The sequence below is a fragment of the Micromonospora sp. NBC_01740 genome (assembly GCF_035920365.1).
In the GTDB taxonomy this organism is placed as follows: domain Bacteria; phylum Actinomycetota; class Actinomycetes; order Mycobacteriales; family Micromonosporaceae; genus Micromonospora; species Micromonospora reichwaldensis.
In genome coordinates, this window is record NZ_CP109150.1 from 4707848 (window position 1) to 4734387 (window position 26540).

The following is a 26540-nucleotide window of genomic DNA, read 5'->3' on the forward strand; positions in this document are numbered from 1 at the left end:
ATCGAGGGGGTGGGGCGTGTCCGAGGGGCGCAGTCGGCTGGGCCGGCTGACCGACGCGGTGCTGGGCGGTGCGCGGGCCGCCCGGGACAAGGCCCGTGAGCTGCGCGACGAGTTCCGCACCACCGACGAGCCCGAGCGCGCCCTGGTGGCGCCCCTGCTGCCCGACGAGGAGATCCGCTACGTCGGCCTGGCGCCGGTCCGGGCCCCGGAGAACCACCGGGCCGGCAGCCAGCTCGCCGACCGGGTGAACGCCGAGCTGGCCGAGGCGCTCGATCCGCGCGCGCTGTTCGGGCTGCTCAACATCGTCAACCCGGTCGCCTGGGTGGACGCGGTGCTGACGCCCGTACGCATCGCCGCGGGCGTCCTGCTGCTGCCCGGCAAGGCCGCCCTGCTCGCCGCCGGCACCCCGGAGACGGCCGAGCCGGAACCGGCGCCGGGCGGCGCGCCCCGGGAGCCGCTGCCGCTCACCGACGAGCAGGAGGCGTTCCGGGCGCTGTTCCGGCTCAGCCGCTACCGCCCGCTGGCCGACCAGCTCGCCGAGATCGCCTACCGGCGGCGGTACGTCTTCAGCGGCGACCTGGCCACCCTCGCCGGCAGCCTGCTGCTCTTCCTCGAGCGCTACACCGGCACCCCGCTGGCGGTCACCGACACCCACCTGCACCTGCTGCGGATGGGCCGCCGCCCCGACCCCGACCGCGAGGACCGGCGGCGCCCCCAGGTGCTGTGGAGCGTGCCGCGGCGGCGCATCGCCCGCATCGAGTCCGAGCACGGGGCCCGCCTCATGCAGTTCCCGTCCACCATCGTGTTCGACGACGGGTCCTGGATCCGGATCGTCAACCCGGCCACCCGCGACGACCAGTCCCGCTTCCTCGCCGCCGTACGCGACCTGCCCGGCCAGCGCCCCACGGCCTGACCGCGCACTCGCCCCGCGCGACGCGGGGTCAGCCGTCGCGCTCGGGGTAGCCCACCGGCACCGCCGACACGTCGTCCAGCGCGGTGACGATCTCCTCCGGCAGGGTCACCCGCTCGACCTGGAGCGCGCCGAGCAGCTGCCCGACCGTCCGCGCGCCGAGGATCGGGGCCACCACCCCGGGCCGGTCGCGGATCCAGGCCAGCGCCACCTCCGTCGGGGAGACGCCCAGCCCGCCCGCGGCGATTGCGACCGCCTCCACGATGCTGGAGCAGCGGGGCTCCAGGTAGGTGGCGACGAAGCGCTCGAAGTGCGGCGAGGCCGCCCGCGAGTCGGCGGGCCGGCCGTGCCGGTACTTGCCGGTGAGCACCCCGCGGCCCAGCGGCGACCACGGCAGCACCCCCAGCCCGAGGGCCTCGCACGCGGGCAGCACCTCCCGCTCCACGCCCCGCTCCAGCAGCGAGTACTCCACCTGCGCCGCCACCACCGGGGCGCGCCCCGGCCAGGCGGTCTGCCAGGCCGCCGCCCGCGCGGTCTGCCAGCCGGCGAAGTTCGACACCCCGACGTAGCGGACCCGGCCGCTGGCCACCGCGTGGTCGAGCGCAGCGAGCGTCTCCTCCAGCGGCGTGTCGGGGTCGTAGCCGTGCAGTTGGAAGAGGTCGACGTGGTCCGTGCCCAGCCGGCGCAGCGAGGCGTCCAGCGTGCGCAACAGGTGCCCCCGGGAACCGTCCCGACGCCGGCCGCTGCCCGGCCGCAGGCCCGCCTTGGTGGCGATCAGCAGCTCCTCGCGCGGCACCAGGGAGCCCAGCAGCGACCCGATCACCGACTCGGCGTCGCCGTCGCCGTAGACGTCGGCGGTGTCGATCAGGTTGCCGCCCGCGTCGAGGAAACTCTTCAGCTGGGCGGCCGCATCGTCGGCGTCGGTGTCCCGGCCCCACGTCATGGTGCCGAGCGCGAGCCGCGAAACCGCCAGCCCGCTTCGGCCGAGCGGTCGCTGTTGCATGGGTGAACCTTATTTCGAACGAGGGCCCGCCGATATCCTCGCTCCCGTCAAGTGAGCCGGGCGCGTCGCGTTTCCGACCGTCCGGGCACCGCCCCCGGTGGTGGCGACCGGTGAACGGGTCGACTTGCGGCATTGCGTAACCTGATGCGACCTGTGGTGCGGATGGGGGAGGACCTAGTGCGACTCGGGCTCAGCCTCGGATACCAGACGGCGTGGAGCACGCCGGCCGATCACCTGGCTTTCGCCCAGGAGGCGGACCGGCTCGGCTACTCGGTGGTGTGGGCGGCGGAGGCCTACGGCTCCGACTCGCCGAGCATGCTCGCCTGGATGGCCGGGCAGACGGAGCGGATCGACCTGGGCAGCGCGGTGATGCAGATCCCCGCCCGTACCCCGGCGATGACCGCGATGACCGCAGCGACCATCGACGCGCTGTCCGGCGGCCGGTTCCGGCTGGGCCTCGGCGTGTCCGGCCCGCAGGTCTCCGAGGGCTGGCACGGCGTACGGTTCGCCAAGCCGCTGGCGCGGACCCGCGAGTTCGTGGACATCGTGAAGCTGGCCGTCGCCCGCAAGTCCGTCGCGTACGACGGCGAGTTCTACACGCTGCCGCTGCCCGACGGGCCGGGCAAGGCGCTGAAGCTGGGCTTCCACCCGCCGCGCGAGCACATCCCGATCTACCTCGCCGCCGTGGGCCCGAAGAACCTGGAGCTGGCCGGCGAGATCGCCGACGGCTGGCTGGCGATCTTCTACGCCCCCGAGTTCGCCGAGGAACAGCTCGCGTCGGTGCGCGCCGGGCGGGCGAAGGCCGGCAAGGAACTCGCCGGCTTCGACGTGGTCCCGTCGGTGCCCGTGGTGGTCGGCGACGACATCGCCACCTGCGCCGAGCTGGTCCGTTGGTACGCGGCCCTCTACGTCGGCGGCATGGGCAGCCGCCAGCAGAACTTCTACAACCAGCTCGCCACCCGGATGGGCTACGGCGACGCCGCCCGCGAGGTGCAGGATCTCTACCTGGCCAAGCGGCAGCGCGACGCCGCCGCCGCGGTGCCGCTGGAGTTCATCGACCGCACCTCGCTGCTGGGCCCGAAGGAGCGCATCGCCGAGCGGATGCGGGAGTACGCCGCCGCCGGCGTCACCACCCTGTCGGTGACCCTGTTCGCGGCCGACCGGGACAGCGGCGTGCACACCCTGCGTACCGTCGCCGAGGCGCTGGACCTCTCGGGAGTCGGGGAGTGACCTGGATCGAGGCCATCGTCCTGGGCATCGTCCAGGGACTGACCGAGTTCCTTCCGGTCAGCTCGTCCGGTCACCTGCGGATCACCTCGGCGATCTTCTTCGACCGGGACGCCGGGGCGTCGTTCACCGCGGTCACCCAGTTGGGCACCGAGGCGGCGGTGTTGATCTACTTCGCCAAGGACATCTGGCGCATCACCCGTACGTGGCTGGTCGGCATCAGGGACAAGTCGGTGCGTTCCAGCCTCGACTACCGGATGGGCTGGTACGTCATCGTCGGCTCGATCCCGATCGGGCTGTTCGGTTTCCTGTTCAAGGACCAGATCCGCACCGCCGGCCGGAACCTGTGGCTGGTGGCGACCACGCTCATCGTGTTCGCGTTCGTGCTGGCGTTCGCCGAGTACTGGGGGCGGCAGACCCGCACCCTGGTGAACTTCAAGATGCGCGACGGCGTGGTGATGGGCTTCGCCCAGGCGATGGCGCTCATCCCGGGGGTGTCGCGCTCGGGCGGCACGCTCACCGCCGGGCTGTTCCTCAACCTCACCCGGGAGGCGGCGGCGCGCTACTCGTTCCTGCTGGCCATCCCGGCGGTGGTGATGTCCGGGATCTTCAGCGTCGGCGACGTCTTCGAGCCGGCGGCGCCCGGCACGTCGGTGCCGAGCATGGCCCAGATGATCATCGCCACGATCATCGCCTTCGGCGTCGGCTACGCGGCCATCGCCTGGCTGCTGCGCTACGTCGCCCACCACACCCTGTACGTGTTCGTGCTGTACCGGGTCGCGGTGGGCACCCTGGTGCTCGCCCTGCTGATGACGGGCACCATCAGCGCCACCTGATCCGCCCGAGCCCGCGCCGGCCCCCGTCCCCGCACCACCGGACGGGGGCCGGCCCGTGTCCGACCCACCGCCGGCCGTCACCGCCTGCCTGGCGCCTTTGCGCTCTGGCATCTGGCGCCGCGATTCGCACCCGGACCACAACCCCGGCGACCCGAAGGCCGAGGGGCGTATTCTCTCTCGCCGGATCGCGTAAGCCGTGCTCGCCGTCCTCACGTCGAGATCTTGGACGGTTGTCGTCGGGTGCGAGCGGTAACTGTCCAAGATTTTCAGGTGGAGATGCCGGCGCCCCTGTCGGGGTGCCGGCCGTGTCGTGTGGACGTGCCGCTGGCCGGCACCGATTGATCGGTGCCGGCCGGCGGTCCCCCTTGTGGTGGAAAGTCTGTGTGTCAGCTGTTCCAGTGCCCGGTGACGAGGTCGGCGGCCTGCTGCTCCCACTGGGCGTAGTGGTCGGGGTACGCCGACACCTGCACCGTCTGGGCGGCCTTGGTCAGGGGCATGTCCTGCCACCCGTCGACCTGCTTCAGACCCTTCAGGAACGCCATGGTCGAGTACTCGGGGTCGGTGATCTGCTCGATCGTGCCCCACCCGCTGGACGGGCGCTGCTGGAACAGGCCCTGCGAGTCGTGGTCGTTGCGGTCACCGAGGTGACCCAGGTTCTCCAGCTTCGACTCCTGCAGTGCGGTGGCGATCGACACGACGGCGGCGCGCTCGTCCATGCCGGCCTTCTTCGTCGCGGCGATGATGGCCTTGACGTTGGCGACCTGCTCGTCCGAGAGGTCGACGTGCGACTGGGCGCCCTGCACACCGTGCGGGATCAGCTTGGCCTTGTCGACCGACGGCTTGTCAGCCTGCATGGCCACAGCCGCCACGGGCGTGGTGTCGACAGTCGTCGGGGTGCTGTCGGTCATCGGGCCGGCGGCCACACCACCGGCGAACGCGAGACCAGCAATACCGAGAACGCTGTTACGAATGAACGTGTTCATGGGGGACGCTCCATTCGGGGGTTGGCACCACACACCGAAGGGGGATCGGCTCTGTGTGCGGGTGCAAGCACCGTCCGGCGCTCGATGAACAACGGGGAACCTCCGGCGTCCTGCCGGAGGAAAGATCAGAGTCGGCCGCGTGGGGCGGAGGGGGATGCCCTGCACGTGGGCCGGGACCATGTGTAACGACCGGCCGGCCGCCATCATTCCGGGGCCCGGGCTGACCACCTGCCCGGGAGGCGGGGCGTGCCCTTACTCGGTCGTACGCATGGTGTAACGACCCGGGGCCGGCCACGATTCCGCCCCCACGATGCCCCCGGTCACACCCTGAAACCGGACAAAGCGTCTCGTCGTCGACTCGTTTCGGGCGGGTGTGGTGCGGGTCGTGGTGGGCGTTCCGGATTGGTGTCGGACAGGGCGATCGGTCGGGGTGGAGGGCTGCTGAAGCCGCGTGTGAGGGGATGAACCGGACATGCGGGCGTCGAGTGATGTCCGTTGGTGCCCCCGGGCATGGTCAACGGTTAGTCGAGCCTGTCGGGCCGGCCCCTGTTGCGAGATCTTGGCAAGGATCGGCCCCTGGAGGGGCACTCTCGTTCCAAGATCTGCCGACGCCGACGCCGACGCCGACGCCGACGCCGACGCCGACGCCGACGCCGACGCCGACGCCGACGTGGTGTGGCGCGGGGCCGGCAGACGCGGGGGCGGTGCGGGATAAGTGCGGGCCGTGGGTGTTGCGCCTGGTGTGGGACTGCCATCGTCGATTGGGCGGTCAGCGCCGTCGAGGTGAGTCGGGCCCGGGGCCGTAGCGCAGATGGGGGAGCGCGGGTCATACCGCGCACCGGGGAGGCACCCGTGGCCGGACGCAGGTCATAGGGTGGTCCCGTGGCGACCCTTCTGCTTCTGCGACACGGCCGGACGACCGCGAACGCCGACGGCGGGCTGGCCGGCCGTCAGCCCGTGGAACTGGACGAGACGGGCCGGGCCCAGGCGAGCGCGGTCGGCGAGCGGCTGCGGACGGTGCCGCTCGCGGCGGTGGTGACCAGCCCGCTGATCCGGTGCCGGCAGACCCTGGAGCTGGCGTTGCCCGGGGCCGCCCCGGTGGTGGAGGAGGGGCTGATCGAGTGCGGCTACGGCGCCTGGGAGGGGCAGCCGCTGAAGAAGCTCGCCAAGGAGCCGCTCTGGCCGGTGGTCCAGCAGCACCCGAGCGCGGCGGTCTTCCCGGAGGGGGAGGCGATGGCGGCGATGGCGGCGCGGGCGGTCACCGCGGTGCGTACGTGGGACGCCCGGATCACGGCGGAGCACGGCCCCGAGGCGGTCTGGCTGGCGTGCAGCCACGGCGACGTGATCAAGGCGATCGTCGCCGACGCGCTCGGCGTACACCTGGATCTGTTCCAGCGGATCGTGGCCGACCCGGCCTCCGTGACGGCGATCCGCTACACGCCGCTGCGGCCGTTCCTGATGCGACTCAACGACACCGGCGGCGACCTGGCCGGGCTGGTGCCGCCGCCGCGTAAGCGGCGCCGACGGGCGACGCGGGCGGCCGGCGCGGCCGACTCCGACGCGCCGGTCGGCGGCGGCGCGGGGGCGGGCCGGTGACGGGCCGACGGCGCCCCGACCCACGGCCTCGCGGCGGGGCGCCGCGTCCGGTGGGGCGCTCGGCCGTCCCGCTCGCGACGCTCGCCCCAGCCGACGAGGAGTCCGCGCGCCGCTGCGGGCCGAGAGTCCCGTCCGCGACCACGCTGCGGCGCGGGCCCGGGGCCTCGCCGGCCGCCACGCCCGGGCGCGGCGCACGGTGTGCCGGGCGCGGCGGGGGTACGGCGATTCGCGTCGGTGGGGTGCGCGGCGCTGTGGCGCGCCGGATAGGGTCGTGGGTATGACCCACCAGGTGCACGCCTTCGAGCCGCCGGAGCGGTTCGTCGCCGGGACGGTCGGGCCGCCGGGGGAGCGCACGTTCTTCCTCCAGGCGCGCGGCGGTGGCCGGCTGGTCAGCGTCGCGCTGGAGAAGGTCCAGGTGTCGTTGCTGGCCGAGAAGCTCGAGGAGCTGCTCTCCGAGGCGCAGCGCCGCTTCGGGGTGGACCTGCCCGAGCCGGTGGCCGTCGTCGGCGACAACGACCCGCTGGACACGCCCGTCGACGAGGAGTTCCGGGTCGGCACGCTCGGGCTGGCGTTCGACGTCGACACCGCGACCGTGGTGATCGAGGCCATCGCCGTGGGCGAGGCGGAGGTCGAGGTCGAGCTCGGCGAGCCCGACGACGACGATGAGGACGCCGAGGACGAGGACGAGGAGCCGGACGAGGACCTCGACCGGCTCCGGGTGCGGCTGACCCCCGAGGCGACCCGACAGTTCATCGAGCGGGCCCGGCGGGTGGTCAACGCCGGTCGTCCGCCCTGCCCGCTCTGCGGCCAGCCCCTCGACCCCGCCGGTCATCTCTGTCCGCGCCACAACGGTTATCACCGGTGACGTCGTCGGATCTCCAGCCCCGACAGGACGGCGAGGCCGCGCTCCGCTTGCTGCGTGACGGTCACCTCGACCTGGAGGGGCGGCTCGTCGACGCCTCCAACACCACCCTGCGCGGCATCCTGACCCTCGACGGGGTGACGGCCCGCTGCGTCTACAAGCCGGTGCGGGGCGAGCGCCCGCTGTGGGACTTTCCGGACGGCACGCTGGCCGGTCGGGAGGTCTCGGCGTACGTGGTCTCCCGGGCCACCGGCTGGGATCTGGTGCCGCCGACCGTGCTGCGCGACGGCCCGTTCGGCCCGGGATCGTGCCAGCTCTGGATCGACGAGCCGGAGGCGGCCGAGCCCCTGGTCGGGTTCGTGCCGGCCGACTCGCTACCGCCCCGGTGGTTCCCGATCGCGGCGGCCCGCGACGACGACGGCACACCGTACGCGCTGGCGCACGCCGACGATCCGCGGCTGGCCCGACTCGCGGTGCTCGACGCGGTGATCAACAACGCGGACCGCAAGGGCGGGCACGTGCTGGTCGGTCCGGACGACCGGATCTACGGCGTCGACCACGGGGTGAGCTTCCACGTCGAGGAGAAGCTGCGCACGGTGCTCTGGGGCTGGGCCGGCCGGCAACTGCCGGCGGACGCCGTGGAGATGCTCGACGCCCTCGCCGGCCAGCTTTCCGGGGCACTCGGCGACGAGCTGGCCGACCACCTGACCCTCCGGGAGGTCGCCGAGCTGGCGGCCCGGGTCGACCGGCTGCGGCACACCGGCCTGTTCCCGCAGCCGTCGCAGGACTGGCCTGCGGTGCCCTGGCCCCCCATGTGAGCGCGCCCGGTCCGTCCCTCGGCGCTGTCATGTTGATCACTGTGGGCCGGGCCTGCCGCGCCGCGCCGGCTGGTTAGGCTGACGGTCATGGACTCTTGGGCGGGACATGAGGTGCCGCGGCTGCCGGGCAGGGGCCAGCCGCTGTCGTTGTTCGACTCGGCGCGGCAGGGCGCCCACCCGAGCGACCCGGCCGGCACCGCGACCATGTACGTCTGCGGCATCACCCCGTACGACGCCACGCACCTGGGCCACGCCGCCACCATGATCGCGTTCGACCTGGTGCAGCGGGTGTGGCGGGACGCCGGCCGGGACGTGCACTACGTGCAGAACGTCACCGACATCGACGACCCGCTGCTGGAGCGGGCCGAGCGGGACGGCGAGGACTGGAAGGTCCTGGCGATGCGGGAGACCGCGCTGTTCCGCGAGGACATGGAGGCGCTGCGGATCATCCCGCCGGCGCACTACGTCGGCGCGGTGGAGTCGATCCCCGACATCGCCGACAAGGTCCTCCTGCTGCTCAAGGACGGGGCCGCGTACCGCCTGGAGGACGGCACCGGCGACGTCTACTTCGACATCGCCGCCACCCCCCGCTTCGGCTACGAGTCGAACCTGACCCGGGAGCAGATGCTGGAGATCTTCCCCGAGCGCGGGGGCGACCCGGACCGGGCCGGCAAGCGCGACCCGCTCGACCCGCTGTTGTGGCGGGGCGCCCGCGAGGGTGAGCCGTCCTGGCCGGGTGGCGAGCTGGGCGCCGGCCGTCCCGGCTGGCACATCGAGTGCACGGTCATCGCGCTCAACCTGCTCGGCGACCGGATCGACGTGCAGGGCGGCGGCAACGATCTGATCTTCCCCCACCACGAGTGCTCCGCCGCACACGCCGAGCGGCTCACCGGCGCCGCGCCCTTCGCGCAGCACTACGTGCACGCCGGCATGATCGGCCTCGACGGCGAGAAGATGTCGAAGTCCCGGGGCAACCTGGTCTTCGTCTCCCGGCTGCGCGCCGACCAGGTCGACCCGATGGCGGTCCGGCTGGCCCTGCTCTCGGGGCACTACCGCACCGACCGCGCCTGGACCGACGAGCTGCTCGCGACGTCGCTGGAGCGGCTGGCCCGCTGGCGGCGGGCCGCCGCCGCGCCCGCCGGTCCGTCGGGCGAGGAGTTCCTGGCCGGCGTACGCGCCCGCCTCGCCGACGACCTGGACTCGCCGGGCGCCCTGGCGCTGGCCGACGGATGGGCCGAGGCGACCCTCGCGGGCACCGCCGACGACCCGGCCGCCCCCGCCCTCTTCGCCGCCACCCTGGACGCCCTCCTCGGCATCCACCTCTGACAGTGATGATGTGGGAGCGGGTCACCCGGTCGGTCTGACTCAGCCTCTGACTGACCGTGGGCCCCGCCCCTCGCGACGTCGATCATGCAGTTGTGGTGCCCCGCAAAAGGCGCATAACGGCGGTAGCCGCCCACCCCAAGTGCATGATCGACGGGGTGGGGTGGAGGGTTGGTTAGCCGAGGACGAGGCCCGGGTCCGGGGTGGGGTCGGGGGCCGGGGCGGGGATCTTGTACTCCTCGGTCAGCGTGGTGACCGGGCCGGGCCAGGTGGCCTGGGCGACCTCGATCGGCTTGCGGTGGCCGTCGTAGGCCACGTGCAGCAGGTGCAGCACGGGGGTGTCGGGGCGGATCTGGAGGATCTCGGCCTCCTCCCGGCTGGGCTGACGGGCGCTGATGGTGTCGGTGGCGGAGACGTACCGCCGGCCGGTTGCCTCCTCGGCCTCCTGGTAGAGCGGCCGGCCGAACGCCTCGGCGCGCTCCAGCGAGGTGCCGGCGGTGTCGGCGGGCAGGAACCACGAGGCGCCCACCTCGACGGGGGAGTCCTCGGTGCGCACGAGGTGGCGGCGGCAGAGCAGGTCGGTGCCGTCGGCGACGCCGAACGCGTCGGCCACCTCCGGCGGGGCGGGGGCCCTGCCGACGGAGACGAGCTGCTGCCGGTACCGCGCGGCCAGGTCGGTGTGGTAGCCGCGGAAGCCGCCGTAGCGGCCCCGGGAGAGCCGGTTGAGCCGCCGCCGGGTGCCTCGGACGTACGTCCCGGAGCCGGGCTTGGTGATCAGGATGCCCTCGACCCGCAGCTGGTCGACGGCGCGCTGCACGGTCTGCTTCGCCACGCCGAACATCTCGGCGATGGCCGGGATGGACGGCAGCCGCTCGCCCGGTGCCCAGTCGCCGCGGCGGATCTGGGCCTTGAGCTGCGCGGCGATCTGCCGGTGCGGGAACTCGGCCGCCCCCGGATTGATCTGCATGCCCGCCTCCTCGATGACAGCTAGGTTCCTAGGATGCCCTAGGGGTGGTGACCGCGCCACCCCGGACACGCCAAAAGACCGGCCCCGGACGACACGCGTCCGGGGCCGGTGCGGCAGGGGATGGGTGCTACCAGGAGCCGGCCGTGGGGCCGGCGGAGCCGCCGCGACGGCGCAGGTACTTCTCGAACTCCTGGGCGATCTCGTCACCCGTCAGCGGGGTGATGCCCGCGTCGCCGACGCGTTCCTCCAGCTCGCGCACGTATTCGCCGAGCTCGGCGTCCTGCTCGGCGGCGCTGCGCACCCGCTGCTCCCACTCGGCGGCCTCCTCGGCCAGGTCGGCCATGGGCACCGGCAGGTCGAGCACCTCCTCGACCCGGTGCAGCAGGGCGAGGGTGGCCTTCGGGCAGGGCGGGTTGTTGGCGTAGTGCGGCACGTGCACCCAGAACGAGACGGCGTCGACCTCGGCCTTGTTGCAGGCGTCGTGCAGCACGCCGACGATCCCGGTCGGCCCGTCGTAGCGGGTGGGGGTGAGCTGGTAGCGCTGGGCGGCCTCCGCGTCGGAGGCGCTGCCGCTGATGGGCAGCGGCCGGGTGTACGGCACGTCGGCCAGCAGCGCGCCGAGCACGACGACCCGCTCGACCTCCAGGCTGTGGCAGATCTCCAGCACCTGCTCGCAGAAGGTGCGCCACCGCATGCTCGGCTCGATGCCGCGGATCAGCACGACGTCCCGTTCGGTGCCCTCGGGGCTGGCCACCATGAAGCGCGTCGTCGGCCACTCCACCCGGCGGGTCTCGCCCTCGGCCATGGTGATCGTGGGGCGGCTGACCTGGAAGTCGTAGAAGTCCTCCGGGTCCAGCTCCGTGACCTGCCGGGCCTGCCACACCTGCTCCAGGTGCTCGACGGCGGCGGTGGAGGCATCGGCGGCGTCGTTCCAGCCCTCGAACGCGGCGATCGCCACGGGGGACCGCAGCACCGGCAGTCCGTCGAACTCGGTCACGCCGTCACCTCACCCTGCTCGTCGGGGCCGGCGCCGGGACCGGACCCGGTCGTCCGCCCGCCGGGCGTGGTGCTGTCGCTGTAGTCCTTCACGTCCGTCAGCCTACGTGTCGGGGCGGGATGCGGCCCGCCGGCCGCGCCGGTCGAGCCCAGCGACGGTCGGCCATACCACGATGAACCGGACAGCGTGATCCCGCTGACACAATGTGGGAAGGCACGTGCGGGGGAATCCATCGGCCGGCGACGGCACTAACCTGATCCTGTGCGGACCTCATTGCTCGACGTACTGGCAGACCGGATTCTCATCGCCGACGGCGCGATGGGCACGATGCTGCAGGCGGCCGACCTCACCCTGGACGACTTCGAGGGCTACGAGGGCTGCAACGAGGTCCTCAACGCCACCCGACCGGACGTCGTGCGCGGGGTGCACGAGGCGTACCTGGCCGCCGGCGCGGACTGCGTCGAGACCAACACCTTCGGCGCCAACCTGGCCAACCTGGGTGAGTACGACATCCAGCACCGCATCCGCGAGCTCTCCGAGGCCGGGGCCCGCCTCGCCCGGGAGGCCGCCGACGCGTACGCCACCCCCGAGCGGCCCCGCTTCGTGCTGGGCTCGATCGGCCCGGGCACCAAGCTGCCCACCCTGGGGCACGCCGACTACGCGACCCTGCGCGACGCGTACCAGGAGAACGCCGAGGGCCTGATCGAGGGCGGGTCGGACGCGCTGATCGTGGAGACCTGCCAGGACCTGCTCCAGGTCAAGGCCGCCGTCGTCGGCTCGAAGCGGGCGATGGCCCGGCTCGGCCGGACGGTGCCGATCATCTGCCACGTCGCCGTGGAGACCACCGGCACCATGCTGGTGGGCAGCGAGATCGGGGCGGCGCTGGCGGCCATCGAGCCGCTGGGGGTCGACCTGATCGGGCTGAACTGCTCGACCGGTCCGGCCGAGATGGGCGAGCACCTGCGCTACCTGTCCCGGCACTCCCGGATTCCGCTGTCGGTGATGCCGAACGCGGGCCTGCCGGTGCTGACCGCCGACGGGGCGTACTTCCCGCTGACCCCCGTGGAGTTGGCCGACGCGCTGGAGCGGTTCGTCACCGAGTACGGCGTCTCGCTGGTGGGCGGCTGCTGCGGCACCACTCCCGAGCACATCCGGGTCCTCTCGGAGCGCCTGCACGGCACGCGCCCGGCACCCCGCGAGCCGCGGCACGAGGCCGGTGTCTCGTCGGTCTACCACCCGGTTCCGTTCGCCCAGGACGCCTCCCTGCTGATGGTGGGGGAGCGCACCAACGCCAACGGCTCCAAGGCGTTCCGCGAGGCCATGCTCGCCGGCGACTGGCGGGCCTGCGTGGAGATCGCCCGCAGCCAGGCCCGCGACGGCTCGCACCTGCTGGACCTGTGCGTCGACTACGTCGGCCGCGACGGCACCCAGGACATGCGGGAACTCGCCGGCCGCTTCGCCACCGCCTCCACCCTGCCGATCATGCTCGACTCGACCGAGCCGCAGGTGGTCGAGGCGGGCCTGGAGATGCTCGGCGGCCGGTGCGTGGTCAACTCGGTCAACTTCGAGGACGGCGACGGGCCGGAGTCCCGCTACGCCCGGGTGATGCCCATCGTCAAGGAGCACGGCGCCGCCGTGGTGGCGCTGCTCATCGACGAGGAGGGACAGGCGCGTACCGCCGACTGGAAGGTGCGGGTCGCGGGGCGGCTCATCGACGACCTCACCGGGCGGTGGGGGATGGACCGCGCGGACATCCTGATCGACGCGCTGACCTTCCCGATCGCCACCGGCCAGGAGGAGACCCGGCGCGACGGCATCGAGACGATCGAGGCGATCCGGGAGATCGCCCGCCGCTGGCCGGGCGTCAACTTCACCCTCGGCATCTCCAACGTCTCGTTCGGGCTCAACCCGGCGGCCCGGCAGGTGCTCAACTCGGTCTTCCTGCACGAGTGCCGCGAGGCCGGCCTGACCAGCGCCATCGTGCACGCCAGCAAGATCCTGCCGTTCAACAAGATCCCCGACGAGCAGCGGGAGGCGGCGCTGGACCTCGTCTACGACCGCCGCCGCGAGGGCTACGACCCGGTGCAGAGGTTCATCGAGATCTTCGAGGGCGTGGACGCCGCGTCGGCGCGGGCCGGGCGGGCGGAGGAGTTGGCCGCGCTGCCGCTGGAGGAGCGGCTCAAGCGGCGGATCATCGACGGCGAGCGCAACGGCCTGGAGGCCGACCTGGACGCGGCGATGGCGCAGGGGCGCAGCCCGCTGTCCATCATCAACGACATCCTGCTCGACGGCATGAAGGTCGTCGGCGAGCTGTTCGGCTCCGGTCAGATGCAGCTGCCGTTCGTGCTCCAGTCCGCCGAGGTGATGAAGACCGCCGTGGCGTACCTGGAGCCGCACATGGAGACCGCCGAGGACGGCGGCAAGGGCCGCATCGTGTTGGCCACGGTGCGTGGTGACGTGCACGACATCGGCAAGAACCTGGTGGACATCATCCTGTCCAACAACGGCTACGAGGTCGTCAACATCGGCATCAAGCAGCCGATCAACGCGATCCTGGAGGCCGCCGAGCAGCACCGGGCCGACGCGATCGGCATGTCGGGCCTGCTGGTCAAGAGCACCGTGATCATGAAGGAGAACCTCGCCGAGATGGCGTCGCGCGGGGTCGCGGAGCGCTGGCCGGTGCTGCTGGGCGGGGCGGCGCTGACCCGGGCGTACGTCGAGGACGACCTGCGGGCGATGTTCCCCGGCCAGGTGCACTACGCCCGGGACGCCTTCGAGGGACTGTCCCTGATGGACCGGGTGATGACGGCCAAGCGCGGTGGGGCGCCCGTGATCGACGCGGAGCGGGAGGCGGCCCTGGCGGCCCGGCGGGCGCGCCGCGAGCGGCAGCGCGCCATCGTCAGCGAGTCGTTGCCGGAGCTGGACGACGCCTCGGTGCGCTCCGACGTGGCCACCGACGTGGAGGTGCCCGCCGCGCCGTTCCTGGGCACCCGGGTGGTCAAGGGCGTGCCGCTTGCCGACTACGCGGCGCTGCTCGACGAGCGGGCCACCTTCCTCGGGCAGTGGGGCCTGCGGGGCGCCCGCAGCGGGCAGGGACCGTCCTACGAGGAGCTGGTGGAGACGGAGGGCCGGCCCCGGCTGCGCTACTGGCTGGACCGGCTGATCGCCGACCAGGTGCTGGAGGCGGCCGTGGTGTACGGCTACTTCCCGGCGTACGCCGAGGGCAACGACCTGGTGGTGCTGGACGAGAACGGACACTCCGAGCGGGCGCGGTTCTCCTTCCCCCGGCAGCGGCAGGAGCGGCGGCTCTGCCTGGCCGACTTCTTCCGTCCGCGCGGCGACGAGCTGGACGTGGTGGCGTTGCAGCTGGTCACCGTGGGGCAGCCGATCAGCGAGTACACGGCGAAGATGTTCGCCCGCAACGAGTACCGCGACTACCTGGAGGTGCACGGGCTGTCCGTACAGCTCACCGAGGCGCTCGCGGAGTACTGGCACCGGCGGATCCGCGCCGAGCTGACCCTGCCGGGCGGCCGTACGGTGGCCGACGACGACCCGGCGGATCTGGCGGGTCTGCTGCGCACCGACTACCGGGGCTGCCGGTACGCGTTCGGCTACCCGGCCTGCCCCGACCTGGAGGACCGGGCGAAGATCGTGGAGCTGCTGGGCGCGGAGCGGATCGGTGTGCAGCTGTCGGAGGAGTTCCAGCTGATGCCGGAGCAGGCGACGGACGCGATCGTGGTGCACCACCCGGAGGCGAGCTACTTCAACGCCAAGTGACGCCGTCACCCTGTCCGAGCTGCGCGAACATCCCCTCGGGTCCTGCCGGGCGTCGAAGGCGCCCAGGCTGTGGCCGAAAGGCCGCATCGATTGCGGCGGTGCGGTCGTCGCTGCCGGCGTGCTGACCTAGCCCGTCACCCTGGTACTGCCGTGAGTGGGGACATCTTCCTGACCGGCGATCCTGCTCATCGGGGTTGAACGCGCGTGCGGGCCGCAGGGGCGGAGCGCACGCGCAGTTCCCTCGACGCCCTGTTCGGCGAACATCTGCACACCTCCTCGACCATCCGCACCGCTCGCTCCCGCAGCACTGAGGATTCGATTCCGTTTCTGCTGTCTGGCGGTTCCTCCGAATCCGGGAAGTCTCTCCAGGAGCCGGGACGGTACACAGCAGACAGCCCGCGCTCGGGTCGATCGTCGTGACGCGCCCTCGTGAAAGGGGTGGGCAGTCGGAGTGTTGACACCGGCGAGGAGGGTGCTCCAGAGTTACTGGACTAGTCCAGTATTCGCAGTACTCCACACGAAGGTGGATCGAATGGCCACAAGATCGAGATCGAGGGCCGCGCTGTCGCTGCTGACGGTGGTGACGTTGGCGGCCGGCCTGCTGGCGCAGGAATCCGAGGACGTCCAGGCGGCCGGCGTCCAGGCGGCCGGCGAGCGGGCGGCCGGCGAGCGGGCGGCCGGCGAGCAGAAGGCTCACGGCCAGTCCGGCCCCCGCGATGACCTGACCCTGCCCGACGGCTACGCCGATCGAGTGAACCACGCGCTGGAGCAGGGATCCGACCACTGGGGCGAGAAGTTGCTCGGCCTGCCCGACGGTCCGACCCTGACCAACGTCAAGCCGCTGCTGGTGCCGGCCAACCACGGTGGCACGACGGACGCCGCCTCGCCCTGGTACTACCTGCCCTTCACCTACCCGGCACCGGACCCCACCCGGTGGGCCGAGGAGCGGGACTTCTCGCTGCACGTCGCCGACGGCAGCGAGCTGATGTCGCAATGGTCGGACTCGCGGGCGACCCAGCGCGTCCGCTTCTTCGTCGGCGCGGACGGGGCCGAGCGCTACGGCCAGGCCGAGGCGAGGTCGGGTGCCCCCCGCCTGACCGGCGGATACCTGCCGATCCTCGCCAACACCTATCGTGACGCCGCCGGGGTCCGCTACGAGCGCGAGTCGTTCGTCACCGAGCTCACCCCGGGTGGCCCGGCAGTCAGCATGCTCCGGTTCGTCGTCAGCGGGCCGGCGAAGGCGCGCCCGAGGCTGCGGCTGAACGTGAGCCGTGACAAGGTGGCGGACGTCGTCGCCACGCCCGGACGGCTGACCCTCGATGGGAAGACCGTGGTCGCGTACAGCGGTGCGGCGACCTGGTCCGCGCCCGACCTGAGCTTCACGCCCGACCTGAGCCGCGGGAAGGCCGAGTTCTATCTGGTCGTGCCGAACGAGCCGGCCGAACTGCCCGCCGACCGTCCGTCGGCCAAGCTCTACGACGCCGCGAAGTCCCGCACCGGCGCCTACTGGACGGCGCAGCTCAACGCCGGCGCCAAGGTCCGGCTTCCGGAGCGGTACGCCGCGGACGCCATGCGCAGCACGCTGCTGAACAACCTGGTGATGGGCTTCAACCTCACCGTCGGGAACGGCTACGAGTCGCTGGACAAGTCCTTCGCCTGGGTGCCGGAGATCGCGGCGACGGTCACCTCGCTCGGGGACTTCGGCTACCAGGACAAGGCGCGCGCGAACCTCACCGAGATGCTGCGACGCGGCCAGGGCAGCTTCTTCGTGTCCTGGGAGCGCGGGATCAAGCTGCAGACGGTGGCGACGTACTACCTGCAGAGCAACGACGGGTCGTTGCTGCTGGAGAACCTGCCGACGTTCCGTGACTGGCTCGCCGACTTCAAGCGGCAACGCGTCGCGGACCCGAACGGTCTGCTGGCCAAGACCCGCTACGCCTCCGACATTCCGGAGCCGGTCTACGGCCTGCACCACCAGTCGGAGGTCTGGCGCGGACTGCGCGACGTCGGTGTCGCGTTGCGGCTGATGGGCCGTGCCGACGAGGCGAAGCCGTTCCTCGACGAGGCGGCCGGCCTGCGCGCGTCACTGCTGGGCGCGGTGGAGAAGTCGAAGACGGTGCTGCCGGACGGTTCGGTGTTCGTGCCGATCGCGCTGCTGGATCCGGCGTCGTCGAAGCCGTACGACAAGGTCACCACCGACTTCCTCGGCAGCTACTGGAACCTGATCATGCCGTACGCACTCGCGACCGGGCTGTTCGAGCCGGGCAGCGCGACGGCGACCGGACTACGGGACTACCTCTACAAGCACGGGTCGCTGTTCCTTGGCCTGACCAGGTTCAACCTTTCGACCGCCGATCCCGGCGTCTGCCAGAACATCCGGCACAACCAGTGGCCGGCGGTGCCTGGATACAAGTCCAGCGGCATCGACCAGCAGTACGGCTACTCGCTGATGCGGTTCCTGGCCGACAATGCCGAGTCCGATCGCCTCGACCTGAGCTTCTACGGGATGCTCGCGCACAACTTCACGCCGCACACCTACGTCGGCGGCGAGGGCGCCACGATCTCGCCGTGCCCGCAGTTCGGTGAGTACTACCGGTCGCAGTACTGGCCGCCGCTGTCGCCGAACAACGCCACCTATCTGGAGGCGGTGCGCGGCCTGCTGGTCAGCGAGGACCTGAACGCCGACGGCGTGCCGACCCGGCTGCACCTGGCGCCGGCCACGCCGCGCCCCTGGCTCGCGGACGGGGAGCGGATCGAGGTCGCCGACCTGCCGACGTCCTTCGGCCCCGTGGGGTTCGCCTCCTCGTCGGAGCTGACGGACGGCCGGCTGACCGTGCGGGTCGACCCACCGCGCGCGGCCACCGGACGGGCGCCGCTGACGGACGTGGTGCTGCACCTGCGTGCGCCGCGCGGTCACCGGCTGACCGGGGTCACCGTCGACGGCCGTTCGGTGACGTTTGACGCCGAGCGCGAGCTGGTCGACCTCGGCCGGCCGACGACGGCGGTCACGGTCCGGGCGACCTACCGGGCGGTGAAGGTGGCCACCGCGCCGAGCGCGGAGGCTACGAAGGTGACGACCCCGCGTATGTTGCTGGAGCCGGGTGAGACGTTTGCGCTGGACCTGGAGGTCGAGGCGCTCGGGCAGGGCACGGTCGGCGGCACCGTCGGTGTCGGTGTTCCGACCGGGTGGACGGTGCGCGACCCGAAGCTGCCGTTCCGCGTGAGCAGCAACCAGAGGCTGGCCTGGTCCGAGCTCGCGACCTCGGTCCGGATCCCCACCGATGCGGCGCCCGGGAGCTACCGGATCGACGTGGTCACCCGTCCGTCCGGTGGTACGGCGCGGACCACCTCGTTGTCGGTCCGGGTCGCCCGACCGGATCCGGCTGACTACGCCGCGCTGGTGAAGCGGGACGCGCCGGTGGGCTACTGGCGGCTCGGCGACGCCCAGGGCCAGCCGGTGGTCGATGCCTCCGGCAACGGAAACGCTGGTGCCTACCGTGGCAGCGTCGGTCGGTCCCAGCCAGGGGCGATCGCCGACTCCGCCGACACCGCGGTCCGGCTGGACGACGGCTACGCCGAGATTCCGGACAGCGCCTCGCTCAGTGTCACCGGGGCCTACACGCTGGAGGCGTGGGTCAAGGACGCGGCGGGTGGACCGCAGGGCATCGTCGAGAAGTACGACGGCGGCGACTGCCTGCCGTCGCGCAACGGCTACGCCCTGCGCCTGGTCAACGGCAACAAGCTGCAGGCGCTCACGATCGCCGACGAGGCGCAGTCCGGCGCGTCCAGCCCGCGCAGCGTGCAGCAGGTGCGATGGCACCACGTGGTGGCAGCGTATGACGGGACGACGCTGCGGACCTACCTCGACGGGCAGCTGCAGACGTCCACCCCGGTGGCCAAGGCGCCTACCGACGGCAGGAGCAGCCTCAAGCTTGGCGCCCGTGGAGACGACGCGGCGGACCGCTTCTTCGGCGACCTCGACGAGGTCGCGATCTACCACAAGGCCCTGACTCCGGGGCAGATCGACTCGCACTACGTCAAGGGTGTGCTCGGCAACCCCGGCCCCTCGCCCAGTGCGCAGCGCTCGGGTGGGAGTGCCGTGCAGGGCAGCTCAGCGCCGGCTCCGGCGGTTTCGGCAGCCGGGCAGACGCCGACGAGCAGGCAGCCGGCGGCCATCGCCCAGTCCTCCTACGCGGCGCAGGTGCTGGCCGACAAGCCGGTCGGCTACTGGCGGCTGGGTGAGCGATCCGGCACGAGCGCCGAGGACTCCTCCGGCACCGGCAACCGTGGCGCGTACGCGGACGCGGTGGCACTGGGCCGCCCGGGCGCGCTGACGGGCGATCCGGATACCGCCGCCGAGCTGACCGGCGGCTACGTCGCCGTACCGGACTCGGCCTCGGTGAGCGTCAGTGGCTCGTTCACCCTCGAGGCGTGGGTGAATCTCAACGACGTCTGCGGTCAGTACGGCGTGGTCGAGAAGTACGACGCGCCCGCCTACAACGGCTACGCGCTGCGCGTCCTGCCCGGAGGCAGGATCAGCGCCCTCACGTTGGGCGCAGCCGGGCAACTGGCGTCGGTCGAAGGGCAGACGGTGGTCACGCCGGACAAGTGGCATCACGTGGCCGTGGTCTACGACGGGTCGACCCTGACGGTCTACCTCGACGGACGACCCGACGGCTCGGCCGCCACGAAGGTGAGCCCGACCGACGGGGCCGGAAGCCTCAAGCTGGGGGCCCGTGGTGACGATGCCGGTGCCAGGCTCGCCGGGCTGCTCGACGAGGTTGCCGTCTACGACCATGCCCTCACCGCCGACGAGGTCGCGCGACACCACTCGGCCGGCACGACGGGCTGACCCCGGACGCCACGTGTGAGGCGTGGCGAGGGCATGAGGGCGGCCACCGCACGATCGTCGACAGTCCGTGAGGACCACCGGAGATCGTGCGGTGGCCGCGGCGTAGACCCTGGCCGGTGGCACGTCATGCGCAACAAGGTGGCGTGTCACCGGCCGTCTCGTGCGTGCGCGTGGAGCCGGGCCGCACCGCGACGGCGTCCGTGCGGAGGCTGCTGTCGACGGGTGGAACGCACGACGTGTTGGTCCCTGGCCGACCGCGGGCCCGGCGACCCCGGCGGGCGCACGCGTCGCGGAGGCACCGCGATCCGCAGGCGATGCGGCGGCAGCACACCGGCACTGTCGGGCGCATCGAGAACGCCCAGGCCAGGCCGTTCCTGGGCCCCTGGACCGCGGACGGCCGACCGCCGGCTCCACCTACCCGAGACGACCTGGTGCGCCCGGCCGGCCCCGAGCCGCGGAGCGGCCGGCGTCCACGACGGGGCGACCGCGGCCATGGCGATATCACTGCGGCGCTGGCCTGCGGTGTCGCCGCACAGGGGATGACCGGCGACGACGTCCACGGCGCCGGGGCTGGGCTCCGGGCCGAGCAGGAGCGTCGCGGCCCGGGTCGGCTCCGTGCGGTCGGCTGCGGCCGGCGTCGTACCGTCGACGCCGGCCGCACCGCGCCGTACGAAGATCGACTGGGCGGCGGCGGCCTCCGTGCGAGTCGACGACCACGCCGGCTCACCGCTGAGGGTGGCCGCGCGGCTGCGGACCCGGCGGCGCGAAAGGACCGGCCCCGAGTTCACCGGACCGACGTAGCCGCGCCGAGCAGCGCCCTGCTCGTGGTGCTGGTGTCCGAGCCCGGATCAGATGAAGATCGTGCGGGCCGGGTCGAGGAAGTCGGTCGCGATGACCTGGGCGGCGCCGTACGGCATGGTGTCGAAGCCCCTGTAGTTGTGCCAGGCCTTGATCTGCCCGTCGGTCTGTATCAGCGCGATCTCGGAGCGGCCGTCGTCGTTGAGATCCATGAACCGCACCCTCGCGGGGTCGGTGAACCCGGCCGCGATGACGACGGTGTAGCCGTACGGCGAGGCGGCGAAGCCGAGGTCGTTGTGCCAGGCCTTGATCTGGCCCTCGGTCTGGATCAGGGCGATCTCGGACCGGCCGTCATCGTCCAGGTCGGTGAACACGGTCCGGGTCGGGTCGGTGAATCCGGTCGCGATGACGACGGAGTTCCCGTACGGCGAGGCGGCGAAGCCGAGGTCGTTGTGCCAGGCCCTGATCTGGCCGTCGGCCTGGATCTGGATCAGCTCGGACCTCCCGTCGTTGTCCAGGTCGGCGAGGCGTACCCGGGTCGGGTCGGTGAATCCGGTCGCGATGACGACGGAGTTCCCGTACGGCGAGGCGGCGAAGCCGAGGTCGTTGTGCCAGGCCCTGATCTGGCCGTCGGCCTGGATCTGGATCAGCTCGGACCTCCCGTCGTCGTCGAGGTCGGCGAAGCGCACCCGGGCCGGGTCGGTGAAGGAGGTCCCGATGACCGCGGCGGCGCCGTACGGCATGTTGTCGAAGCCCTTGTAGTTGTGCCAGGCCTTGATCTGCCCGTCGGCCTGGACCAGGGCGATCTCGGCGCGGCCGTTGCCGTCGAGCGAGGACTTGCGGCTGCCGCCCTGCACCGGGAGGCCGTTGACCCAGCGGAGGTTGATCGAGTACATGTGCCTGCTGCCGTCGGCGACCGCCGCGTGCATCACGACCTTGTCGCCGCCGCCCAGCCCGTCCTGGGCCGTCACGACGTCCGCGCCACCCGGACCGCAGAGTCCCGTGTCGGCCTGGGTCATGAAGGCGTTCGGCGCCGGCGTCCAGGGGCCGATGACCGTCGGCGCCGTGGCGTACGACGTGTAGTAGCCGCAGCTGGCGAAGGACCCACCGGAGTAAAAGAGCACCATCTTGTCGTCACGCTGGACCAGGTCCGGCGCCTCGATGATCTGGCCTGCCGCGACGGTCAGCATTGCCGTCGTCGGACCGACCAGGGCGGTGCCGTTGTTGGTGACCTGGCTGACCCAGAGCGTGGACGGCCGGTTGATGGCGTTGCCGTCGTTCTTCCAGGTGAGGTAGCGCGTTCCGTTCCGCGCGACGAAGGTGTTCGCGTCGATCGCGCCGCCCTGGCTGAGGGGGCAGATGAGCGGCCCCGATCCGTAGGGCACGAACCCACCGAGCGGCGAGGACGCGAGCGCCACACCGATGCACTGACGGCCAGAGGCGGCGTCCTGGGCCGTGTAGGTGAGGGTCAGACTGCCGTCAGGGTTGGGGTGCACGTCGGGTGCCCAGGTTCTGCCGGCGACGGCCCAGCTGCCGGGTCCGCCCGGCATCGCGTCACCGAGGACCTGCCACGGCCCGTCGATGGTGGGCGCGCTGGCCACCGGGAGGTGCCTGAAGTCGTTGGTGGCGTAGGCGTACCAGGTCTGGCCGATGCGGACCACGTCCGGGTCTGCGAACCCTTGTGCGATGAGCTTTCTGGGACCTTCGGCTACCGCGGTGACGGCACTCGGGCCCGCCGCGACCGGCGCGGCCGGCACGACGAGGGCGACGGAGGCAAGCGCTGCGAGCATGGCCGCGTGGGCCTGGCCGCGGCGGATGGGCGGGATACGCATGGCGATCTCCCTTCGGGGTCGGCCGTCGATGTCCACGGCACGACCAGATACCGGCCTAGGCCAGTATCGTGAAGTCCGACCGAGTTGATGTCAATGGCTCGCTACGCGCAGCGACCCGGACCAGCGCTGTCGTACGACGGTAGGGGGTTGACGTGACCGGGTGTGGCATGGATCCTCGTCATCGGTATAGACCGGTCGGCCACAACCGATCCCACGCGCGGATGCCAGCCCGGCCCGGACGATCCTCCGGGAGCCCCTTTCGCGCGGCCGTCGGCTCCGACCCCGACGGCCGGCCTCGTCCCTGCTGACTCGACCAGACCGGCGGTTGCCATGTCGGCCGGTCCTCGCGGTGGTCCGCTCACCGCACGCCACGCCGGACCCTTTACGGAACCACGGCTGGCCCATATCGCATGAGTGGAGGTTCGATGTTTCTGTTGCGCTCGTTTCGCGGCTGTCGCCGCACCGGCGTGTTGGCCGGATCGGTCGTGCTCGCCGTTGGCCTGGTGAACCCCGTGCCGGCTCGGGGGGAGGCCCAGGCCCCTGATCGGGTGGGCGTGGCGCGCGTCCTTCCGACGCCGCAGCGCGTGCAGGCGCGTGCGGGATCGGTCGTCCTGCCCGACCACGTCGACGTCGTCGCGGGTGCGGCAGCCGATCCGGCCGCCCGGCAGTCTCTCGTGGACGTGCTCGACGCGCGCGGGGTCACCGCCAGGGTCGTCGGAAGCGCGGACATGTCGACATCGCGTCCGGTGATCCTCCTCGGCGGCCCGAACGAGACGTCGGCGAGCGTCGCCGCGCTGAGTGCCCTCGGGGTGCAGGGGCCAGCGGGACTGCCCGGTGAGGGGTACGTGCTGGCGGCCGGGCACGATCGGCTCGGGCGACCGCGGATCGTCCTCGCGGGGGTGGACGGCGCGGGCACCTTCTACGCGGTCCAGTCGTTGCGTCAGCTGCTCGTGTCGCGAGGCGCCCGGGTGGCCGTCGACGGCGTGGCGGTGCGCGACTGGCCGGGTTACCGGATCCGTGGGGGCATGGAGTCGTTCTACGGACCCGTGTGGTCGCAGGAGGACCGGCGCTCGCAGATCGAGTTCCTGGCCCGGCACAAGATGAACCAGTTCTTCTACGGGCCGGCGGACGACCTGCGTACCGGATCGCACTGGGACTCCCTGTACGACGAGGCGGAACTGGGCCGGTTGAAGGAGATCCTCGACCTGGCGACGTCCCGTCATGTCGATTTCGTGTACCGGATCTCGCCGGAGGCGCCCCTGGCGCCGGGCAGGGGGATCTGCCACGTACGCGACACCGATCGGGCCAAGTTGCTGGCGCGTCTGGCGCAGTTGTGGGAGATCGGGGTCCGCAGCTACGTCATCGCCTGGGACGACGTGTCCGGAAACTTCGCGTGCCAGGAGGACCGGGACGCCTACCAGGGCGATCCGTCGCCGCTCGCGGCGGCCCAGGCCGGGGTCACCAACCTGGTCCAACGCGAGTTCATCGAGAAGCGCCCCGGCGCCAGCCGCATGGTGACGGTGCCGACGGAGTACTGGGGCATGACGCCCACGCCGTACAAGAACCGGTTCGACGAGTTGCTCAGCACCGAGGTCGACCTCTACTGGACGGGCTCGGAGGTGGTCTCGCCGCGCATCACCGAGGACGACCTGCGGGCCGCTCAGGGCGTCTGGCCGCGGCACCGGATCATGATCTGGGACAACTACCCGGTCAACGACTACAGCCCCAACCGACTCCTGCTGGGCCCACTGGTGAACCGCGACGCCGGCATGGCGGACGACGTCCTGGGCATCTCGTTCAACGGACTCGTCCAGCACCAGGAGGCCTCGCAGATCCCACTCGGCACGCAGGCCGACTACGCCTGGAACCCCGGGGCCTACGACGCCGAGCGCTCATGGACGCGGACTCTCGAGATCATCGGCGGCGACGCGTACGCGCAGCTGCGACTCTTCGCGGAGAACAACAAGGCCAGCGCCCTGGACAACACCGCGCGGCCCCAGTTCGCCGCGCTCGTCAACCGGCTCATCGCCGACTACTCGGCGGGCCGAGCGGTGGACGCCCAGCTCGACCAGCTCGACCGCGAGCTGCGCCGTCTGGAGGAACTCCCCACCACGCTGCGGGCGCAGCTAGACAACCCTCTGCTGCTCAAGCAGATCGAGCCCTGGCTGGACCGGGTCGGCACGACCGGCCAGGCGGGCCGGGCGGCGCTGGCGATCCTGCGGGCGCAGGACCGGGGGAACGGCGAAGCCGCCTGGCTGGCCCGGCGGGAGCAGGCGCGTGCCCGCGGCATCCTCGACAGGACATCGCACCAGATCAGCCCCGGCCCGGTCGACGAACTGCTCAGCTTCGCGGCCGCGCAGAGCGACGGCTACATCGGCGACCGCTGGTACGGCGACCTCGGGGCCCCCACGGGCCTACCGGCTGCCGCCCAGGGGTCCGCGCTGGGCAACCTGACCGACCGGCGCGACGACACGGCCTACGTCGCGGCCGGCAAGCCGCAGGACGGCGACGCGATCACGGTTGCGATCACCAAGCCGCACCGGCTGTCGGCGGTGACCGTGGTGCAGGACGCGACCGCTCCCGCCGACGGCGTGATCCAGGCGCTGGTCGACGGCGCCTGGGTGGATCTCGGACCGCTCGCTGACGGGTTCACCAAGGTGCCGGCGGCGGACCTCTCGGCCGGCGCGGTGCGGATCCGGTGGGCGTCGGGCAGCGCGGCCCCGCGCGTCTACGAGATCGTCCCGCACTACTCCGACGTGTTCAGCGGTGCCGTCTCGGTCGATCCGCCCGGGTCGCTGATCGCGCCGGGGGAGACGAAGCGGTTCCAGGTCGCCGTCGAGGTGTTCGCGGATCACCGGCTCAGTGGACGGGTGACCGCCACCGGCCCGGACGGCTGGACCGTCGACCCGGCGACGCAGGTGTTCCGTGCCCGGCCGGATGGCCGGACCATCGTCGCGAGCGTGCCGGTGAAGGTGAGCGTACCGGCCGGCGCGGAGCCGGGGCGCCACCAGGTCACGGTGGCCTTCAACGAGGACGGCGCGCCCCCGGTGAAGGTGTCGCTGCCGATCCTGGTCGGGCAGCAGAGCTACCCGAACCTCGTGACCGGGGCGGACCCGGCCGGCTACTGGCGCCTCGGCGACCCGGCCGGCTCAAGCACCGCCGTGGACAGCTCCGCCAGCGGACGGAACGGGACCTACCTCGCCGGCGCCCAGCCGGTCGCCGAGGGCGCGATCACCGGTGACCGGGCGGCGGACCTCTCCGCCGGCTACATCGAGGCGCCGCGAGGCCCGCGGACCGACCTTCAGGGCGCCTTCACGTTGGAGGCGTGGGTGAAGCTCGACAGGCTCGCCCCGGCGCCGGGGCAGGCGGTCATCGAGAGCTACTCCGGGCCGGCGGTCAACGGTTACGCCCTGCGGGTGACCGACGGCGTCCTGCAGGCGTGGTCGCTCGGCGCCGCCGGGAAGGGGCACGGCCTCGTGACCGGCCGTACCCGGCTGACGGTCGACGAGTGGCACCACGTCGCCGCCGTCTTCGACGGATCGCGACTGACCGTGTACCTCGACGGCGTCGCGGACAACAGCGTCGCGACGTCGGTGCCGCCCGGCAGCGGTACGGCGAGCGTCAAGCTCGGTGGCCGTGGGGACGACACGTCCCAGCGGTTGCAGGGTGACCTCGACGAGGCGGCGATCTACGACCGCGCCCTGACGGCAGCCGAAATCGAGGCGCACCATCTCACCGGTCTGCGCTGACCGGCCCTGC

General features: G+C 72.1%; 15 protein-coding genes. 10 read left to right on the forward strand and 5 right to left on the reverse strand.

The features are described 5' to 3' along the window. Positions 1-16: 16 nt before the first annotated feature. Positions 17-913, forward strand: coding sequence for a hypothetical protein (locus OG989_RS20955; protein ID WP_151454299.1), 897 nt, complete (start codon positions 17-19; stop codon positions 911-913). Between the two features lie 28 nt (positions 914-941). Here the strand turns inward: OG989_RS20955 and OG989_RS20960 are convergent, their stop codons facing one another. Continuing rightward, on the reverse strand, positions 942-1913 hold the full coding sequence (locus OG989_RS20960) for an aldo/keto reductase (protein WP_132237889.1): 972 nt from the start codon (positions 1911-1913) through the stop codon (positions 942-944). 177 nt (positions 1914-2090) lie between these two features. Here OG989_RS20960 and OG989_RS20965 point away from each other — a divergent pair, with 177 nt between their 5' ends. After that, positions 2091-3143, forward strand: coding sequence for an LLM class F420-dependent oxidoreductase (locus OG989_RS20965; protein ID WP_151454297.1), 1053 nt, complete (start codon positions 2091-2093; stop codon positions 3141-3143). Beyond that, positions 3140-3976, forward strand: coding sequence for an undecaprenyl-diphosphate phosphatase (locus tag OG989_RS20970; RefSeq protein ID WP_151454296.1), 837 nt, complete (start codon positions 3140-3142; stop codon positions 3974-3976). The genes OG989_RS20965 and OG989_RS20970 overlap by 4 nt, the downstream gene beginning before the upstream one ends. 386 nt (positions 3977-4362) lie before the next feature. On the opposite strand, the gene OG989_RS20975 is transcribed toward OG989_RS20970, so the two are convergent. Next, positions 4363-4959 carry a hypothetical protein gene (locus OG989_RS20975; protein ID WP_327028148.1) on the reverse strand — a complete coding sequence of 199 codons (597 nt, stop codon included), beginning with the start codon at positions 4957-4959 and terminating at the stop codon, positions 4363-4365. An 882-nt stretch (positions 4960-5841) separates the two neighbouring features. On the opposite strand from OG989_RS20975, the gene OG989_RS20980 reads away from it, so the two are divergent. The 4 genes from OG989_RS20980 (at position 5842) to mshC (ending at position 9561) form a co-directional block, all read left to right on the forward strand. Continuing rightward, positions 5842-6555, forward strand: a complete 714-nt coding sequence (locus tag OG989_RS20980; RefSeq protein ID WP_327028149.1) for a histidine phosphatase family protein — start codon at positions 5842-5844, stop codon at positions 6553-6555. A gap of 277 nt (positions 6556-6832) precedes the next feature. After that, on the forward strand, positions 6833-7420 hold the full coding sequence (locus tag OG989_RS20985) for a DUF3090 domain-containing protein (protein WP_151457714.1): 588 nt from the start codon (positions 6833-6835) through the stop codon (positions 7418-7420). Then, positions 7417-8235: an SCO1664 family protein gene (locus OG989_RS20990; RefSeq protein WP_327028150.1), complete on the forward strand. Its 819-nt coding sequence runs from the start codon at positions 7417-7419 to the stop codon at positions 8233-8235. The genes OG989_RS20985 and OG989_RS20990 overlap by 4 nt, the downstream gene beginning before the upstream one ends. An 87-nt stretch (positions 8236-8322) precedes the next feature. Continuing rightward, positions 8323-9561, forward strand: coding sequence for a cysteine--1-D-myo-inosityl 2-amino-2-deoxy-alpha-D-glucopyranoside ligase (gene mshC / locus OG989_RS20995; RefSeq protein ID WP_327028151.1), 1239 nt, complete (start codon positions 8323-8325; stop codon positions 9559-9561). Between the two features lie 172 nt (positions 9562-9733). On the opposite strand, the gene OG989_RS21000 is transcribed toward mshC, so the two are convergent. Next, entirely contained in the window at positions 9734-10525 is a 792-nt protein-coding gene (locus OG989_RS21000; protein WP_311412242.1) for a GntR family transcriptional regulator, read from the reverse strand. Between the two features lie 127 nt (positions 10526-10652). Then, positions 10653-11522: a PAC2 family protein gene (locus OG989_RS21005; RefSeq protein WP_101409578.1), complete on the reverse strand. Its 870-nt coding sequence runs from the start codon at positions 11520-11522 to the stop codon at positions 10653-10655. Between the two features lie 261 nt (positions 11523-11783). Here OG989_RS21005 and metH point away from each other — a divergent pair, with 261 nt between their 5' ends. Both metH and OG989_RS21015 read left to right on the forward strand, forming a co-directional pair. Continuing rightward, positions 11784-15299, forward strand: coding sequence for a methionine synthase (metH, locus tag OG989_RS21010; RefSeq protein ID WP_327028152.1), 3516 nt, complete (start codon positions 11784-11786; stop codon positions 15297-15299). A gap of 532 nt (positions 15300-15831) precedes the next feature. Then, positions 15832-20151, forward strand: a complete 4320-nt coding sequence (locus tag OG989_RS21015; RefSeq protein ID WP_327028153.1) for a LamG domain-containing protein — start codon at positions 15832-15834, stop codon at positions 20149-20151. 848 nt (positions 20152-20999) lie between these two features. Here the strand turns inward: OG989_RS21015 and OG989_RS21020 are convergent. Further along, positions 21000-22781 (reverse strand): family 43 glycosylhydrolase, encoded by a 1782-nt coding sequence (locus OG989_RS21020; protein ID WP_327028154.1) that lies wholly within the window; start codon positions 22779-22781, stop codon positions 21000-21002. Positions 22782-23335: 554 nt separating this feature from the next. Here OG989_RS21020 and OG989_RS21025 point away from each other — a divergent pair. Then, complete coding sequence (locus OG989_RS21025) at positions 23336-26530, forward strand: beta-N-acetylglucosaminidase domain-containing protein (protein WP_327028155.1); 3195 nt, start codon at positions 23336-23338, stop codon at positions 26528-26530. The last annotated feature ends 10 nt before the right edge of the window (positions 26531-26540 follow it).